The sequence below is a fragment of the Pseudomonas sp. R151218B TE3479 genome, assembly GCF_053629195.1.
In genome coordinates this window covers 4,542,841-4,559,209 of sequence record NZ_JBRJHV010000001.1, presented here as the reverse complement: position 1 = coordinate 4,559,209, position 16,369 = coordinate 4,542,841, and the positions used below count along the sequence as shown (strand labels likewise).

General features: G+C 61.2%; 13 protein-coding genes. 4 read left to right on the top strand and 9 right to left on the bottom strand.

The window, feature by feature from the left end:
• Positions 1–119: 119 nt before the first annotated feature.
• From hpaE to AB7M32_RS19505, 3 genes are read right to left on the bottom strand one after another with little or no spacing between them, the layout of a single operon-like run.
• A complete protein-coding gene (gene hpaE / locus AB7M32_RS19515) occupies positions 120–1,580 on the bottom strand; it encodes a 5-carboxymethyl-2-hydroxymuconate semialdehyde dehydrogenase (RefSeq protein ID WP_454251013.1) in 1,461 nt (486 codons plus the stop codon).
• Between the two features lie 5 nt (positions 1,581–1,585).
• Positions 1,586–2,356, bottom strand: a complete 771-nt coding sequence (locus AB7M32_RS19510) for a fumarylacetoacetate hydrolase family protein (protein WP_454251012.1) — start codon at positions 2,354–2,356, stop codon at positions 1,586–1,588.
• Positions 2,353–3,030, bottom strand: coding sequence for a fumarylacetoacetate hydrolase family protein (locus AB7M32_RS19505; RefSeq protein WP_454251011.1), 678 nt, complete (start codon positions 3,028–3,030; stop codon positions 2,353–2,355). The genes AB7M32_RS19510 and AB7M32_RS19505 overlap by 4 nt, the downstream gene beginning before the upstream one ends.
• Positions 3,031–3,215: 185 nt before the next feature.
• Between AB7M32_RS19505 and hpaA the strand changes: the two genes are divergently transcribed.
• Together hpaA and hpaR are read left to right on the top strand one after the other, a co-directional pair.
• Positions 3,216–4,121, top strand: coding sequence for a 4-hydroxyphenylacetate catabolism regulatory protein HpaA (gene hpaA, locus AB7M32_RS19500; RefSeq protein ID WP_454251010.1), 906 nt, complete (start codon positions 3,216–3,218; stop codon positions 4,119–4,121).
• A gap of 62 nt (positions 4,122–4,183) precedes the next feature.
• Positions 4,184–4,606 (top strand): homoprotocatechuate degradation operon regulator HpaR, encoded by a 423-nt coding sequence (gene hpaR, locus AB7M32_RS19495; protein WP_060742174.1) that lies wholly within the window; start codon positions 4,184–4,186, stop codon positions 4,604–4,606.
• Between the two features lie 168 nt (positions 4,607–4,774).
• On the opposite strand, the gene AB7M32_RS19490 is transcribed toward hpaR, so the two are convergent.
• The 6 genes from AB7M32_RS19490 to wecB all read right to left on the bottom strand — a co-directional run bounded on the left by AB7M32_RS19490 (position 4,775) and on the right by wecB (position 13,637).
• Positions 4,775–5,062 (bottom strand): phage infection protein, encoded by a 288-nt coding sequence (locus AB7M32_RS19490; RefSeq protein WP_454251009.1) that lies wholly within the window; start codon positions 5,060–5,062, stop codon positions 4,775–4,777.
• A gap of 200 nt (positions 5,063–5,262) precedes the next feature.
• Positions 5,263–6,045, bottom strand: coding sequence for a hypothetical protein (locus AB7M32_RS19485; RefSeq protein ID WP_454252176.1), 783 nt, complete (start codon positions 6,043–6,045; stop codon positions 5,263–5,265).
• 177 nt (positions 6,046–6,222) lie between these two features.
• Positions 6,223–8,031: an NfrA family protein gene (locus AB7M32_RS19480; RefSeq protein WP_454251008.1), complete on the bottom strand. Its 1,809-nt coding sequence runs from the start codon at positions 8,029–8,031 to the stop codon at positions 6,223–6,225.
• The gene (locus tag AB7M32_RS19475) at positions 8,028–10,142 is read right to left on the bottom strand and encodes a glycosyl transferase family protein (RefSeq protein ID WP_454251007.1); all 2,115 of its coding nucleotides are present in this window, start codon (positions 10,140–10,142) and stop codon (positions 8,028–8,030) included. The genes AB7M32_RS19480 and AB7M32_RS19475 overlap by 4 nt, the downstream gene beginning before the upstream one ends.
• A gap of 12 nt (positions 10,143–10,154) precedes the next feature.
• Complete coding sequence (locus AB7M32_RS19470; RefSeq protein ID WP_454251006.1) at positions 10,155–12,368, bottom strand: hypothetical protein; 2,214 nt, start codon at positions 12,366–12,368, stop codon at positions 10,155–10,157.
• A gap of 36 nt (positions 12,369–12,404) precedes the next feature.
• Positions 12,405–13,637 (bottom strand): non-hydrolyzing UDP-N-acetylglucosamine 2-epimerase, encoded by a 1,233-nt coding sequence (gene wecB, locus AB7M32_RS19465; protein ID WP_454252175.1) that lies wholly within the window; start codon positions 13,635–13,637, stop codon positions 12,405–12,407.
• An 893-nt stretch (positions 13,638–14,530) separates the two neighbouring features.
• On the opposite strand from wecB, the gene AB7M32_RS19460 reads away from it, so the two are divergent.
• Both AB7M32_RS19460 and AB7M32_RS19455 read left to right on the top strand, forming a co-directional pair.
• On the top strand, positions 14,531–15,085 hold the full coding sequence (locus tag AB7M32_RS19460) for a TRAP transporter small permease (protein ID WP_454251005.1): 555 nt from the start codon (positions 14,531–14,533) through the stop codon (positions 15,083–15,085).
• Entirely contained in the window at positions 15,082–16,362 is a 1,281-nt protein-coding gene (locus AB7M32_RS19455) for a TRAP transporter large permease subunit (protein WP_454251004.1), read from the top strand. Before AB7M32_RS19460 ends, AB7M32_RS19455 begins: the two co-directional genes overlap by 4 nt.
• Positions 16,363–16,369: the final 7 nt, after the last annotated feature.

Sequence of the window (16,369 nt, the reverse complement as noted above, 5' to 3'; positions counted from 1 at the left end):
TGGGCTGCGTAGCAGCCCCAATATTTGAGAAGTCGGTGTGCCAGGTCTACCGAGGGGGGGCGCTTCGCGCCCCAGCGGGGATAAATCCCCTCGCCACAGCGTTCATCACTTACCTTGGGTTAAACACCCCACCGCGGTATGTGATGACTGCCCATGGAAATGCACACGTTCTTGATCTCGGCGAACACTTCAAAACTGTACTGTCCACCTTCGCGACCGGTTCCGGAACCCTTTACGCCGCCGAAAGGCTGGCGCAGGTCGCGCACGTTCTGGCTGTTGATGAACACCATGCCGGCCTCGATGCCGTGGGCCAGGCGATGGGCCTTGCCGATGTCCTGGGTCCAGATGTACGAGGCCAGGCCATATTCGGTGTCGTTGGCCAGTTGCAAGGCCTCGGCTTCATCCTTGAACGGGATCAGGCACACCACCGGGCCGAAGATTTCTTCCTGGGCGATGCGCATCTTGTTGTTGACGTCGGCGAACACCGTCGGCTGGATGAACTGGCCGCGGCTCAAGTGCGCCGGTAGGTTGGCCGGGCGTTCCAGGCCACCGGCCAGGAGGGTGGCGCCTTCTTCGAGGCCGATCTTGATGTAGCCGGTGACCTTGTCGTAATGGGCCTGGGTGATCATCGAACCGACCTGGGTTTTCGGGTCTTGCGGGTCGCCGACGATCAGGCGTTTGGCGCGGGCGGCAAACTCGGCCGCGAATTGCGGGTAGACGCTTTCCTGGATGAAGATCCGGCTGCCGGCGGTGCAGCGTTCGCCATTGAGAGAAAAAATGGTGAACAGTGCCGCGTCGAGTGCCCGTTCCAGGTCGGCGTCTTCGAAAATCAGCACCGGCGACTTGCCGCCCAGTTCCATCGAGTACTTTTTCAGCCCGGCGGTCTGCATGATTTTCTTGCCGGTGGCGGTGCCACCGGTGAAGGAGATCGCCCGTACGTCCGGGTGGCGCACCAGCGCATCGCCGGCGGTGGCGCCGTAACCCTGGATCACGTTCAACACGCCATTGGGAATGCCGGCCTCGACGGCCAGGCGCCCCAGCTCGTTGGCGGTCAGCGGTGACAGTTCGGACATCTTCAGCACGGCCGTATTGCCCAGGGCCAGGCACGGCGCGGTCTTCCAGGTCGCGGTCATGAACGGCACGTTCCAGGGCGATACCAGCGCGCAGACACCCACCGGTTGGTACAGGGTGTAGTTGAGCATCTGGTCGTCGACCGGGTAGGTATGGCCGTCCATCCGCGTGCAGACTTCAGCAAAGAAATCGAAGTTGTGGGAGGCCCGCGGGATCAGCACGTTCTTGGTCTGGTGAATCGGCAAACCGGTGTCGAGGGTTTCCAGTTCGGCCAGCTTCGGCACGTTCTGCTCGATCAGTTCACCGAGCTTGCGCATCAGCCGGGCGCGTTCCTTGGCCGGGGTGTTGGCCCATTTCGGAAACGCTTCCTTGGCCGCCGCGACCGCCAGGGCCACTTCCTCGGCGCCGCCGCTGGCGACTTCGCCGATGGCCTCACCGGTGGCCGGGTTGTAGTTGACGAAGACGTCTTTGCTTTCGACCTCACGGCCGTCGATCCAATGATTGATCATGCTGCTCAAGCCTCTTTACGGGATGCGAAGAACTCGGCTTCGCTGACAATTCGATTGACCAGGCGACCGACGCCTTCCACTTCCACCACCACTTCATCACCCGGCACCACGTCCGCCAGGCCTTCCGGCGTGCCGGTGGCGATCATGTCGCCGGGCTGCAGGGTCATGAAGCTGGACAGGTATTCGATCAGGTAGGGGATGTCGAAAATCATGTCCTTCGTGCTGCCTTCCTGGCGCAATTGGCCGTTGATCCAGGTGCGCAGCTTCAGGTTGCTCGGATCCGGCACATCGGCCACGTCGACGATCCATGGGCCGACGGGCGTCGTCGCGTCACGGTTCTTCACCCGCAGGTTGGGGCGGTAGTAGTTTTCCAGGAAGTCGCGGATCGCGTAGTCGTTGCACACGGTGTAGCCGGCCAGGTAATCCAGCGCATCCTCGCGCTTGACGTTGCGCGCGGCTTTGCCGATGACCGCCACCAGTTCGCACTCGTAATGCATGTAGGCGACGTTGTCGGGACGCCAGGTCACCTGGTTATGGCCGGTGTAGGTCCCCGGCGACTTGATGAACGCCAGAGGTTCGGTCGGTGGCTTGAACGCCAGTTCGGCGGCGTGATCGGCATAGTTCAGGCCCAGGGCGAACATGCTGCCGGTGGCCGGTGGCAGCCACTGGACCTGGTCCTCGGCCAGCAGGCGACCGTCCGCCAGGCGTACGGTGTTGTGAGCTTCGACGGTGACGGCGTGATCCTGGCCTTCAAAACGAATGCGCGCGTGTTTCATGAACCTGCTCCTGTTTCCTCGGCCACGACGGTATTGACCAGACGGCCCAAGCCGCTGATCTCCACTTCGACACGGTCACCGGGCAATACGTCGACCCGACCCTCAGGTGTACCGGTGATCAGGACGTCGCCGGCGTGCAGGGTCATGAACTCGCTGATTTCGGCAATCAGCTGGGGAATGTTGCGAACGAAATTGGCTGTGCTGTTTTGCTGGCACACCTCGCCGTTGACGTACAGCGTGATCGCCAGGCTGTGGGGGGCGCTCACCTGGGCGATCGGTACCAGTTCCGGGCCGATGGCGCAGAAGCCGTCCCGGCACTTGGCCTTGACGGCGGGGCGGTAATAGCTGTTTTCCGGGAGGCTGAATTCATTGACGACGGTGTAGCCGGCCACGTAGTCCAGGGCTTCGGCGGCGCTGACGCGGCTGGCCGACTTGCCCATCACCACGCCAAGGGCAGGGCCGGGTTGCAGCCTTTCGCCATGACTTGGATGAACCACATCGGCGCCGTGCCAGTTGCGGGTATTGGGCGTCTTGATGAACAGCACGGGCTTGAGCGGCGGCTTCTGGTAGGGCGGTTGCTCGAACTCGGCGAGGCGCTGTTTCAGCAGCCCCTGGTAGTTCAGCGCGACCCCGAACAGGGTGCCGGTCGCGACGTCATGCAGGGCACGGCTCATGCTTGTCTCCTGGCGATGGCAGAGTGATGAGGGCTCTGCGGCTATTGTTAATGTGTTAACAGTTATAATTAAGATGTTAACTATCGTCAAGCGTGACAGAATGACTGGCACTGGTTGCCTTGCCGGATTCGGTGCAGGATGAGTGCGACAGGTACCTGAAATAGAATAAAAACGAGCCTTGCGTGATGACCGACCGCCCGCCGATCCCGAACATCAACATTGGTCAGGTGTATGACCAGCGCTACAGCGACGCCGAAGTGCATTACGACCGGCTCGCCAACCTGGCGGGTTTTTTCGGCCGCAACATGCCGGTGCATCGCCACGACCGGTTCTTCCAGGTGCACTACGTCAAGAGCGGCACCGTGCGCGTGTACCTCGATGACCAGCAGTACGTCGAATCCGGCCCGATGTTCTTCCTCACTCCGCCGACCATTCCCCATGCCTTCGTGACCGAAGCCGACAGTGACGGGCATGTGCTGACGGTGCGCCAGCAATTGGTGTGGCAGTTGATCGACGCCGACCCGAGCCTGGCGCCGGCTGGCGTGCAAATGCCGGCCGCCTGCGTGGCCTTGGCGCAACTGGGGTCTGGGCAGGCGGGGGAGGTGCGACGGTTGGAATACTTGTTCGAGGAACTGAGCGAGGAAGTAGTGGCGGGACGTCCGGGGCGCAGTGGGGCGCTGGATGGGTTGACGCGGTTGATCATGATCAGCCTGTTGCGGCTGTGTTCCAATTCCCTGGAAGCCAGGCCGGCACGGCATGAAGACCTGAAGATCTTTCATCGCTTCAATGAGCTGATCGAAGCCCACTACCTGCAACATTGGCCACTGTCGCGCTACGCCGAGGGCATCGGCGTGACCGAGGCGCGCCTCAACGACGTGTGCCGACGCATCGCCGACCTGCCTTCCAAACGTCTGATCATGGAGCGGCTGATGCAGGAGGCCAAGCGACTGCTGTTGTTCACCGGCAGCTCGGCCAATGAAATCTGCTACCAGCTCGGGTTCAAGGACCCGGCGTATTTCAGTCGGTTTTTCCAGCGTTACGCTCAACTCACGCCGGGGGAGTATCGCCAACGGCAATCAGGGTTGCGTTGAGCGCTTGCAGCGCTGTGACCGCGACACTAAGCTGCCGACTCGCCCATCCACACAGTTCGAACATGGCCAATCCCAGACCTTCTTTGACCCTGACGTTGTTGCAAGCCCGCGAAGCGGCGATGGCTTTTTTCCGCCCGGCGCTGAACCAGCATGACCTCACGGAACAGCAGTGGCGAGTGATCCGCATCCTCCATCAGCAAGGTGAGCTGGAAAGCCACCAGCTCGCCCATCAGGCCTGCATTCTCAAGCCGAGCATGACCGGTGTGCTCAGTCGCCTGGAGCGTGACGGCCTGGTACGTCGGCAGAAGTCCAGCCAGGACCAGCGGCGGGTCTTCGTTGGCCTGACCGAACGCGGCCAGCAGTGCTTCGTGTCCATGAGCGAGGGCATGGAAGGCAACTACCGGCGGATCGAAGAACAGTTCGGCGAGGAAAAGATGCAGCAACTGCTGGCCTTGCTCAATGAGCTGAAGAACATCAAGCCCTGAGCCATAAGCTTTTGTAGCGAAGGGGCCTGCTCCCGCGGGTGAAACCCATAGGAGCTGTCGAGCGAAGCGAGGCTGCGATCTTTGCACTGCCAATCAAGATCAAAAGATCGCAGGCTTCGCCAGCTCCTACAGCGTCGAGCGGGAGCAATCTCTGGCCACACAATCGCCTCACACCGCGCTGCGTTCACGCAGCTCCTGCAACCGATCAGCCCCGCCTTCAGCCACGCGATTGTCGATCAAGCGATCCGAGCCGCCCTCGGCCACGCGATTCTGGATCAAACGATCGGAGCCGCCCTCGGCCACGCGATTCTGGATCAAACGATCGGACCCGCCTTCAGCCAGTTGATGCGCAGCCTGGGCTGGGGCGTTCTTTGCCGAGGCAACGTTCGACAGGCCGACGCCGCCAACCAGTGTCAGGGCGATTGCCATAGACGAAAGTTTCGAGAAGTTGAACATGGTGATTCTCCTTGCGCTTGATTGAGTGGGCCGGTGGCAACGAATGTGTTGCTGTCCGGTGATCACAGTTAAACGCGCGGATGTATCGACGATGTGTGCCAGGAGGGGGCGAAATCCATCATTTCGTATCAGCCCGCATTTTATATACAGACCGATACAAACTCAGTAAACGAGGGTGAGCGGATAGCTCAAATGCCTGATCAGGGCTGGGCCAGGGCTTGCTTCAGCCGGTCCACCAATGCCGGGGTCATGTAGTGCGGGCCATCGAACAGGTAGAGCGGGTAGCCCGAATAGGCCGCCAGTTGTGGCTTGAGCTCGGCGACGGTGGCGGCGCGGAAACCGCCGCCGTATTGGGGGCGGAAGGCTTCGACGATGATCCGCACGCGGTCCTTGCCAAGCCGATCGCGCAAGGCATCGGCATAGTTCCGGGCCACCGGGGCAGTGCGGGCGTAGACGCCGACGCCGTCCTGGAAAAACACGCCGATATCGTTCGGCAGCCATTGCTTGAGCCAGTCTGCGGTGGCGGCAGGGCCGATATTGGCACCGTCGTAGACACTGATCCACAGCGGCCGCGGCAGCTTGGCGAGCAGGGCCGGCAACTCCGTGGCGCCTGACCAGCTGGGGTCGACTTCAGCCGGAAAATACCAACCGGTGACATGCAATGGCGTGGGCAACCCAGCGATGCGCTCCGACAGCGCCGCCAGTTGCTCGATATCGTCCCGAGAGCGGTTCTCGCTGAAATAGCCGGCCAACCCGAGGATGACATCCTGGGCCCAGGGCGCCTTGGCGATGCGCGCCCAATCCGGCAGTACCGGCACGCTGGTCAGGCCGGTGCCGGGCACGAAGGCCTGGTCGTCCACCACCGTCCATTGCACCAGCAGTTCGTGCACGCCCAGTTTTTCCCAATTGCCGCTGATGCCGACGGTCTGGTTGTCCGGCTGCCAGACGATGCCGACGATGTTCGGTGCCGCGCGGGTGGTCATGTAGTACGTCCCTGTACCTGCGGCGAGGAGCGCGGCCAGTAACAGCGCCGCGACAGTCTTGCGATGGATGAACGTTGCGAAGCTTTTCAAACAAGTTCCTTCTGGATGCAGTGTAGTCGCGGCTCGGCAAGACGAGCCGCTTTTCGTAGCGATGGACCGACTGGCACACCCACCGGATCAATAGGAGTAGGTCAAGCGCGCGAACACCCCTTTGGCGCGATCCTCGCCAAACACCCTGGCTCGGTATTGCAAGGAAAAATCCACATAGGAACGTGGCGCGTTGTAGGCGTCTTCCCGGAACCAATAGCGTACGTTGTTTCCTATCCCGATCCCCCCGGCGTCGCCGGAAGAAAAGCCGCCACCGGCTTCGCTCTTCATCTTCGAATCGTAGTCGATCGCCGCCACGACATGGGGGAAGGTCACCCAGCGCGAACCGGTCCCGCCGATGGCGTAGCTGCGGCCTACTTGCCATTCGCTGTTGAAGTAATTGCGCGAGTCGTTGAGGTAATGGCCGACCTCGGCATACAACTGCGAGGTCCACCAGCTCGGCACATCGACCCGCAGGTCGGTACCGATGCTCGAACCGTAGCCCAGGCGCACCAGCCAGTCGCCGTCGACATTGGACGATCCAAGGGGGAAGGTGCGTTCAAGGGCGGCCATGATGTTGACGGAACTGAAGGGTTTGACCCGTACGCCAACGGCGCCTTGCAGGGCATCGGCGCCGGTGTCCGAATCACTGTTCTTGCTCCACAGGGTATCGGTGATACGCCCGTAGAGTTCGACAAAGCGGGCGTTGCGATAACCCAACGGGCGCCAGGACAGCTCGGTGCTGTTTTGCAGCAAGTCATTGCTTTGGCTGCCACTGCTGCCGGTGCTCGGCGCGGCGCTCAGGCCACTGGAGCTGTTGCCGCGATAGCTGGTGGTGCTGGTCAGGCCCATCCGGCGCGAAACGTCACCCACGGCGCGACGGGTATCGAACAGTTGTTGCGCGGACATGGGTGTTTCTGCAGTTTTTTGCCCGTCGATCACGCGTTTGAAGTACGCGACGGCTTCGTCGTCTTCATTGACACGCATGGCGTTGTAGGCCGCGTCCTGGGCAGCCGCCGGCTTCAGTGGCTCAGTGGCGTCGGCCTTGCGGAACGCGGCGTGGGCCGCCTCGTCATCGCCGCTGCGGACCGAATCATAAGCAAGCTGCAGATCGCTCACCGGTGCCCGCTCATAGGTGTTAACCGGCCGGGTGGCGCACGTCAGGCCGAAGGCGCTTTCCTGACACTCCAGGACCGGTGCGTCGGAATCATTGGCATCGAGCAATGCACTATCGAGCAGTTGCTGGTTGGCGGCGATTTCCGGAGCCCAGGCTACGGCTTTGCGGGCCTTTTCCACAGCCAGGGCGCGGTTGCCTTGCTGCAGGGCGCGGTAGCCCTGGACCGCCAGCGGTGCTGCCAGTTGGCGGCGAATTTCTTTGCGCCGCATCAGCAACGAGGTGTCATTGGTGAAAACCCCTAGCGCATCGGTAACGGCTTGGTCGGCTTCTTCCAGGTGTTGCTGGCGTTGCAGGGCGTCGACCAGTAACAACCGGTATTCCCGGCGTCGGGGTGCCTGGGTGATGGCCTTGCGGGCCGATTGTGCGGCCAGGCCGAATTGTTTGCGATCATAGGCTTTGAAGCCCTGGGACGCGGCGGCGAAGCCCGGTGCTGCCGCCACGGCGCGGGATGATCTGGCTGTCCGCGGCTGGTCGCGCAGTTTCTTGTCCCGTTCGGCCAGTTCGATCAGCGTGTTCAGGCGCGTCACGTCGGCACGTAGGCGAAGGGCTTCGCGCGCCTTGGCGATGGCCAGGTCGTAGTCCTTGCGCTCGTAGGCGCTGTAGGCCTCGTTGGCGGCGGTGTAGGCCGGCCCCGTCAACGGCAGCGGTAATGTCTCGGCAGGCGCCAGCACGGGAATCAGGCTCAGCCCCGCGGCCAAGAGGGTCAGAAGGGGGCGGTTCATGCCGGAAGCTCCATTGGATAGCGGCTGTGCTGGCGTGCCACCACCTGTTCGATCGTTGCTCGGGGCAACACGCCGCTGTCGACCAGGTAATCGCCGATCCGGCCGTGATGCTGCGGACGATACTGCAGCATGGCGCGGCTGAACTGATCGCGATCGAGCAGGCCCATTTCGATCAGCAGGTCGCCCAGCAGCGGCGCGCTGGCATTCGGTACGGCATGACCATTGTTCGCCGGCAATTGGCGCAACAACGCGAGAATTTCACTCTCCCGGGCGATCAATTGCACCGGCTCGCTGCCCAATTCGGCGCTGACCTGTTGCAGACCTTCATCGGAAAGCGGGTTGGCGACGGCGATCTGTTCACGCCCTTCGCCATTACGCCCCAGGGGAATGACGCGCCAGCGCAAGGCAAACTCGCTGGCCAGCGCCGAGGTTGAGGCTGCGGCTTTTTCGGCCACGTCGAAGACCCGCGGCAAGTCATTCTGGAACGCGATGGCTTCGGCCAGGGTTTCGTCGTCCAGCCAGCCGTTATTGAGCAGAATTCGACCCAGCGGCACATTGCGCGACTGCTGTTCGTCGAGGGCGCTTTGCAGGTGGGTGTCGGTAATGGCTTGCCAGGACAGCAATACACTGCCCAGGCGGCGTGGTGCGGTGGCGACCAGGTCGGTGGACGGGAAGTCATGCATGGTCTTGTCCCAGACCAGCTTGCGGTTCATGACCTTGCCCACCAGGAACATGCGCCAAGCGCGAGAGGCGGCCATGAAGTTGACGAAGTTGCCCACCAGCATGCGCGGGATCGACAGCAAACCGTGCTGCCAGCCGTACAGTACGGTGGTGAAGTAATAGCGGTGCAGGATGCGCCAGGCCAGGGCAACGCCGTTGGCCAGTAACAGGTATTTGATCACGTCGTTGGTTTCAAAAGGCGTCGGGAAGCTGACGTCCCACAAACCACTGTTACGCAGGATAATCAGGCCCAGCAGCTGTACCAGAATCACGTAGGCAAGAATGCTGATGAACGCTGTCACCACACCTTTGCGGTCGCGAAACAGCAGGTATCGGTTGGCCAGCGAGCCATTCCAGCCCATCTGTTCCCAGCCTTGCAGGCCGATGCCCAGGGTCCAGCGCGCCTTTTGTCGAAAGGCGGTGCGGAAGGTGTCGGGGAAAAACTCGCGCACGCACAAAGGCATCGTCAGGGTCGATTCATAGGGCTTGCGGAACCAGGATTTGCGCAGCACCCGGAATTGCACCGGGAAGCGTACGAAAATCGCGTTCATACCGACCTTGGCCAACCGCGCACCGACGTCGTAGTCTTCGGTGAGGCTGTCGGTGTTGAACGGCTGGTTTTCGGTTTCGCCGGCCAGCACCCGCAGGGCACGATGGGAAAAACAGGTGCCGACGCCGGCCGAGGGCACGGTGTCGGTCATGCTTTCACGCACCACCAGGTCCTTGCCGTGCCATTCGGCGAACTCGTCCATGTAGACGCCCGCCACCCATTCGTACCAGTTGCGCTCCAGCGAGACCACCGGCAACTGGATCATGTCCTTGCGCGGCAACAGGTAGTTGAACAAGCGCAATTCCAGCGGATGCAGCACGTCTTCGCTGTCGTGCAGCACGACGCCGGCGAAGGTCATGCCATGGGTTTTCTCGTGCAGGAAAATCGCCTGGATCACCCAGTTCAAACAGTCAGCCTTGCAGGTCGGCCCGGCATGGGGCACTTCCACGCGGTGCAGCTGCTTGTAGCGCCGGCGCATCCGCTCGACTTCGTCGATGGTGCGCTGGTCGTTGATATAGGTGCCAACGAAGACGACGTAGTTCTGGTAGTCGAGCGTCGACACCATGTTCTCGATCATCGGCGCGATGACGTCGTATTCCAGCCAGGCCGGGACCATGATCGCCAGGGGCTGTTCGTCCCGGGCCAACAATTGCTCGACGGTCAGCGGCCGGTATTTGCGGTCCACGGTGAACTTGCGGTAGAGGCGACGAGACCAGTACCACACGTCGATGATCAGATCGTCCAGGCTGGAGATCAGGATCAGTACCGCGACCACAATGGTCGCGACTTCCAGGTAGTTATAGTAGTGGGCCAGCCAATAGGGCCAATAAAGCGACGTCATCAAAGGTTACCGTTACTGGCGATTGCGACGGGCGCTACGGCCAGCCAGCAACAGGATAAGGAACAAGGCGATGCCACCGGGGATCAGCCAAAGCAGCGAAGGTTTGCGCCAGGCATCCAGGCCCTTGGGTTCTTCCTCGCCGATCAACTGGCTGCCGTTGGGATCCTGGGTATCGAAGATCGCCACGGCACCGTTGTCGCCTAGAATCGCCACATCGCCACGGGTCAGTACGACCGGCTTGGCCAGGCTCGGGGGCTGGTCGCCCAGGGCCCGATAGACCAGGCCGTGCTGGCCCGAGGTCTGCACCACTTGCAACGAAGCCAACTGGTTGAGGCGCTGCACATCCAGCATCACCTGGTCCTTATGATTGATCCGCAGGTGACCCTGCTCGTCGACCTGAACCGACTCCTTGCTGTCCTTGAGCGGCAATTCGAAAGCCAGGAACGCTTTGTCCGGGCTGACGACGGCTTTCGGATCGGTGTTGACTTTCAACTGTGCGCGCAGCGGCGAGACACCCGAGGCATCTGCCACCGGGATCACCTGGGCCAGGCTGCTGGCCGGATGGTCAAGGTAGGCCTGGGGAACGAGCACTTGGGTGTCTACGGCAAAGCGTGCGGCGATGCCGGCGAAATCGTCACCCAGTGAGGTTTTGTCCAGCACGATATGGCTGGTAGGCAGTACGGACACCGGGAATGCCTGAGGCGTTTCGAGGCAACGGTCGCTGACCGGTTGGCGCTGGAACGAGACGCGCAGTACGTTTTTCGAGCCCAGGGCGTAGCGCGGGATGTGAGCCTGGATGCGTTGGGGTTGGCCATCGGTGGTCAGTTGCTGGGCACCGATCAGGAAGTCATTGAAAAACAGCGAGGCCACGGGCGCGGTGTCCGAAGCGCCGGGTGCGGCGGAAACGTCGACCACTGCCGTGACAGGCAGGCGACCGTCATACGCCACGCTGCCCAGAGGGAACGAAGTGCTCCAGTCGAATCGCGAGGCCACGTCGAAGTTACCGGGAGCGCCGCCCAGTCGCGACAGGGCCACGCGGCCATCGTCGCTCAACGGCGTTTGCGCTTCGTTCACGGTCAACTGGCGGCTGCGCGCCAGTTTATTCCATGCAGAACCGAACAAGGACAAGGCTTTGCCGGTCGCATCCGGGGCGATCGTCAGCACCGGACGAGTGCCCAGCAGCGCCAGGCGCACGTTGTCAGTGCCGGTGCCTACCAGGGCGGCGTTGACGTGCGCATTGCGCCATTGGGTCAAGGCCGCTGCCGCCGTGGCGTCGACGCCTTGGATCTGGCTCTGCAAGGCATCCAGGGACTGGTTGATGGCCTGGAGCAGTTGCGGGTCGCTGATGGCCAGGTCGGCCTGTAGATTCGGCACTTGGCCAAGCATCAGCAGCGCACCGATTTCGGCCGGGTTGGTCAGGGTATGCTGGCCCTTGCCGTTGAGGCTGGCGAAGGCGGGAATGTTCAACAGTTCAGCCGGGACGCGCAGGTTGCTCAGGTCGACGCTGTCCTGCAGGGCAGGGAAGGGCAGGATACGGGCATGCTTGCCGATCCGCTCCAGGGCCACGCCCAATCGCCAAGCGGCATCATAGCTGCCGGCCGACAACGAGCCCGGTGCGACCAGGATGCCGGGGTTGGCGGGCAGTGTCGTCCAGGCGGCGCCGACATCCTTCAGTTGGCTGGCATCGTAGCTGTAGTTCAAGCGGGTATCAGGCTGGATGCGTAGCACGTTGCCGATGACCCGGTCGTCTTCGCACAGTGGCCGGGAGACCACCGACGACCAGGCAATGCCCAGGCGTACCAGGCCGTTGTCCCGTGGGGCCTGGTCTACGCCCAGTTTAACGCTGGCATCGCCCTGCGCTTCGCTGAGGCCTTCGGCACGCACCGGGTAACCATCGAGCGACAGCAGCATGGTATTGCGGCCGCCTTCGCCATTGAGATAGCTGGCGTCCAGTTGCAGTGTCGCATCGCTCAGGGTCACGCCAGCGGGTACCGGCAAATACAGTTCGCGTCGAGCGTCGCTGGCACCCAGCAGGATTGGCGCGGTGATGCCCAGGTCGCTCAAGCGGATCTCCCGCTCCTGGCGGGTATCGGCGTTGAGTCGATGGATTGCCTGGGTGAGCGGGCTATCCGCAGCCAGGGCAAAGTTTGGCATGAGCACGAGCAGGCTCAGGCCACAGGCAAGGGCGCTGAGCGCGCCCGTAGGGATGGCAACGGAAGGCTTCATTCAGGCAAATCTCGATCTGATAAGAGTGGGTAGCGGTTATGAGGTGAAATCGGCGAGCAACTCGCGTGGCTCGGGCAGCGGCGTGTGTAACGGCTCGTGGGCCGGTTGCACCTGACCCGCGATAAAATCGTCGACCGTACGCCCCATCAGGGTGTCGACGATGCGCTGGCTGGCCTTGCCATCGCCGTAGGGATTGACCGCCTGAGAGGTACGACGCCACAAGGCCACGTCGTCGAACAGCGCGTTCACGCCAGCAATGATCGAAGCCGGGGACGTGCCGACCAGGCGCACGGTGCCAGCGGCCACGGCTTCGGGACGCTCGGTGACGTCGCGCATCACCAGGACAGGTTTGCCCAGGGACGGCGCCTCCTCCTGCACACCGCCGGAGTCCGTGAGGATGACATGGGCATGTTGCATCAGGCGCACGAACGCCAGGTAATCCAGGGGCTTGATCAAGTGCACGTTGAGCAGGTCTCCCAGTTGTTCGGTCACCGGCCCCAGTACGTTGGGATTGAGATGCACCGGGTAGACGATCTGGATATCCGTGCGCTGAGCCAGCTCGCGCAAGGCCTTGCAGATGTCCAGGAAACCCTCGCCGAAGTTTTCCCGACGATGACCGGTCACCAGCAGCAGCTTGCGTCCGGTTTGCAGGAACGGGAACTGTTGGTCCAGATCACCGCGCAACTGGGCATCGTCATTAATGCGTTGCGCAGTCAGTTGCAGTGCATCGATCACCGTGTTGCCCGTCACCAGGCAGCGGCCCTGCAGGCGTTCGCCCCGCAGGTTGTCGCGGGATTGGCCGGTAGGGGCAAACAGCAGGTCGGCACTGAGGTCGATGCAGCGGCGGTTCATTTCTTCCGGCCATGGGCTGTAGATATCACCGGTGCGCAGCCCGGCTTCGACATGACCTACGGGGATGCGCCGATGAAAGGCGGCCATCGAGGCCACCATGGCCGAAGTGGTGTCGCCATGGACCAGCACCCGATCCGGCCGGGTCTGTTCCAGAACCGGGTCGATGGCGCTGTACAGCGCGGCAGTCAGGGAGTTGAGTGTCTGGTGCGGCGTCATCACGTCAAGGGTGAAATCAGCCTTGAGATCGAACAGATCCAGCACCTGCTTGAGCATGCTTTGATGCTGGCCGGTGACGCAGATCAGCGATTCAATGCCTGGTTCGGAAGCGAGGGCCTTGACCAAAGGAGCCATCTTGATGGCTTCGGGACGGGTGCCGAAAATCGACAGGATCTTGATTCGTGGGACTTGAGTAGCGATGACGCCCTTCCTCGCGCAGTTTGCTGCGCCGCACAACAGTTCGCCCAAGTGCGGGCACGCACTTGAGTAAGTGATTTAAGTTAAGTGTGGTTCCAATATCCGAAAGGGGTTTTGCGCGTAAAAAAAGTTACGTGGTGGCACCTTGGTTTTTGGCTCGGAGATTAATAGCATCAAAGTGCGCGGCCGCAAAGTTTTTTATATGAAGTTTCATTAATATTTTTTTAAAGGCTTCGCTGAGGATGGCGGGAGGGCTGTTAATTTGCTGCATTATTGTTCTTTTATATTGATTTTAAAGGGTTTTATTTTTGTTTTTTATTTCGGAGGAACGAGGTATGCCGTTATTAATTATTGGCGCCTGAAAAAACAAGATGGAATTTAAGCATGCCGTTAGACTGGCGCCGGTATGTTGTCATGGGCCGTATTAGTGGCTTAAGTTGAACTTTTCATAAGGCCCCTTGACGGGGTTTTGTTCATTTTATTTTTATTAATTATGACGAACGGTTAATAAATAACTTTTAATCGGGCGTGCTGCTGTTCTTCATCCAAGGAAAGTTTGTGCCTGGTTTCGCCGGTATGGGGAGGGTAGACCTGTAAATGCGTAGCCGATAATCGCCCGTTTTGTCATGGGTTCGTGCCTGGGATATTGACCGTACTAACCGGTTGGTACATTTTAGGCGGCACATACGTCTTGCGACGCATTGCCAAGACCATAATAAAAATAGAGGAACACCTCATGCGAACCTGTCTGCAAACGCCCGACGCCTTTCTCTCGATCTGGCGCTTCTGGCCTGAAGCCCCTCGGAACACCTCCACTTGGATTCGATAGCGGACACCGCTGCCGTTCTATCGCGCCGGTTGGAACCCGGCACTCGACAATCCGAGAGGTATTCAAGATGGCAAAAGTCGTCGACTTGTATTTCAAGCTGCTGAAGCTGCTGATCGTGCTATGCATGCTCGCAATGATCGTGCTGGTGTTCGGCAACGTGGTGCTGCGCTATGCCTTCAACTCCGGCATCAGTGTGTCGGAGGAGCTGTCGCGCTGGTTCTTTGTCTGGATGATTTTTCTCGGCGCCCTGGTGGCGCTCAAGGACCGTGCCCACCTGGGCATGGACAGCCTGGTCAAGCGCTTGCCGTCGGCAGGCAAGCGGATCTGCCTGGTCATCGGGCATCTGCTGATGTTGTACATCTGCTGGCTGATCTTCAGTGGCAGTTGGCAACAGGCGGCGATCAACCTGAACGTAGTCGCCCCGGCGTCGGGATTGTCCATGGCGCTGTTCTATGGCGCCGGCCTGGTGTTCGGCGCCAGTGCCGCACCGATCCTGCTCTATGAGCTCTACCTGGCGCTGTTCGGCCAGCTCGAGGATGACGAGCTGGTCATGGTCAAGGACAACGACGCGATCACTCATAACCCCAGCACCCCTGATTCCATCAAGAGTACCCGCCCATGACGCTGGTTATTTTCCTCGGGTCCTTGATCGGCAGCATGGCACTGGGCATGCCCATCGCGTTTGCGTTGCTGGTGGTCAGCGTGGCGTTGATGGTTTACCTGGATCTGTTCGACGCACAAATCATCGCCCAGAACCTGCTCAACGGCGCGGACAGTTTTCCGCTGATGGCCGTGCCGTTCTTCATGTTGGCCGGCGAAATCATGAACGTCGGTGGCCTGTCCAAACGCATCGTCAACATTGCCATGGCGCTGGTGGGGCATAAGCGCGGAGGTCTTGGCTACGTGGCGATCATCGCTTCCTGCCTGCTGGCGTCGCTGTCCGGTTCGGCCGTGGCCGATGCGGCGGCTCTGGCGGCGTTGCTGGTACCGATGATGGTGTTGGCTGGGCACAACCGAGGGCGCTCGGCCGGGCTGATCGCCGCCGGTAGCATCATCGCGCCGGTCATTCCGCCGAGCATTGGCTTCATTGTGTTTGGCGTGGCCTCCGGGGTGTCGATTTCCAAGCTGTTCCTGGCCGGTATCGTGCCGGGGTTGATGCTGGGGGCTGCGCTGGCCGTTGCCTGGTGGTTCATCTCCCGCAGCGAGAACGTCGAGACGCCGCCCAAGCGTTCCCGTGCCGAAGTGCTGCGCACGTTGCTCGACGGCAGTTGGGCGATGGGCCTGCCCTTGATCATCATCCTGGGCCTCAAATTCGGCATCTTCACGCCCACGGAAGCGGCGGTTGTCGCGGCGGTTTACTCGCTGTTCGTGTCCCTGGTGATCTACCGGGAAATGAAGGTCAGCCAGTTGTACGAAGTGATCCTGTCCTCGGCCAAGACCACCTCGGTGGTGATGTTGCTGGTGGCGGCGGCCATGGTTTCATCGTGGCTGGTGACCATCGCCGACCTGCCGGGCCAACTGGCGGAGCTGCTGGCGCCGTTCATGGACAACCAGACCCTTCTATTGCTGGTGATGATGGTGCTGATCATCCTGGTAGGGACGGTGATGGACATGACTCCGACCATCCTCATCCTCACCCCGGTGCTGATGCCGGCCGTCATCCAGGCGGGGATCGACCCGGTGTACTTCGGCGTGCTGTTCCTGATCAACACGGCCATCGGCCTGATCACGCCGCCCGTGGGCACGGTGCTCAATGTGGTCTGCGGGGTGGCCAAGCTGGATTTCGAGGAAATCGTGCGCGGGGTGTGGCCGTTCATGTTTGCACAGTTTGTAGTGCTGTTCCTGTTGGTCCTGTTCCCGCAATTGGTCCTGGGGCCGTTGAAATTCTTCACCGGATAACACCGGT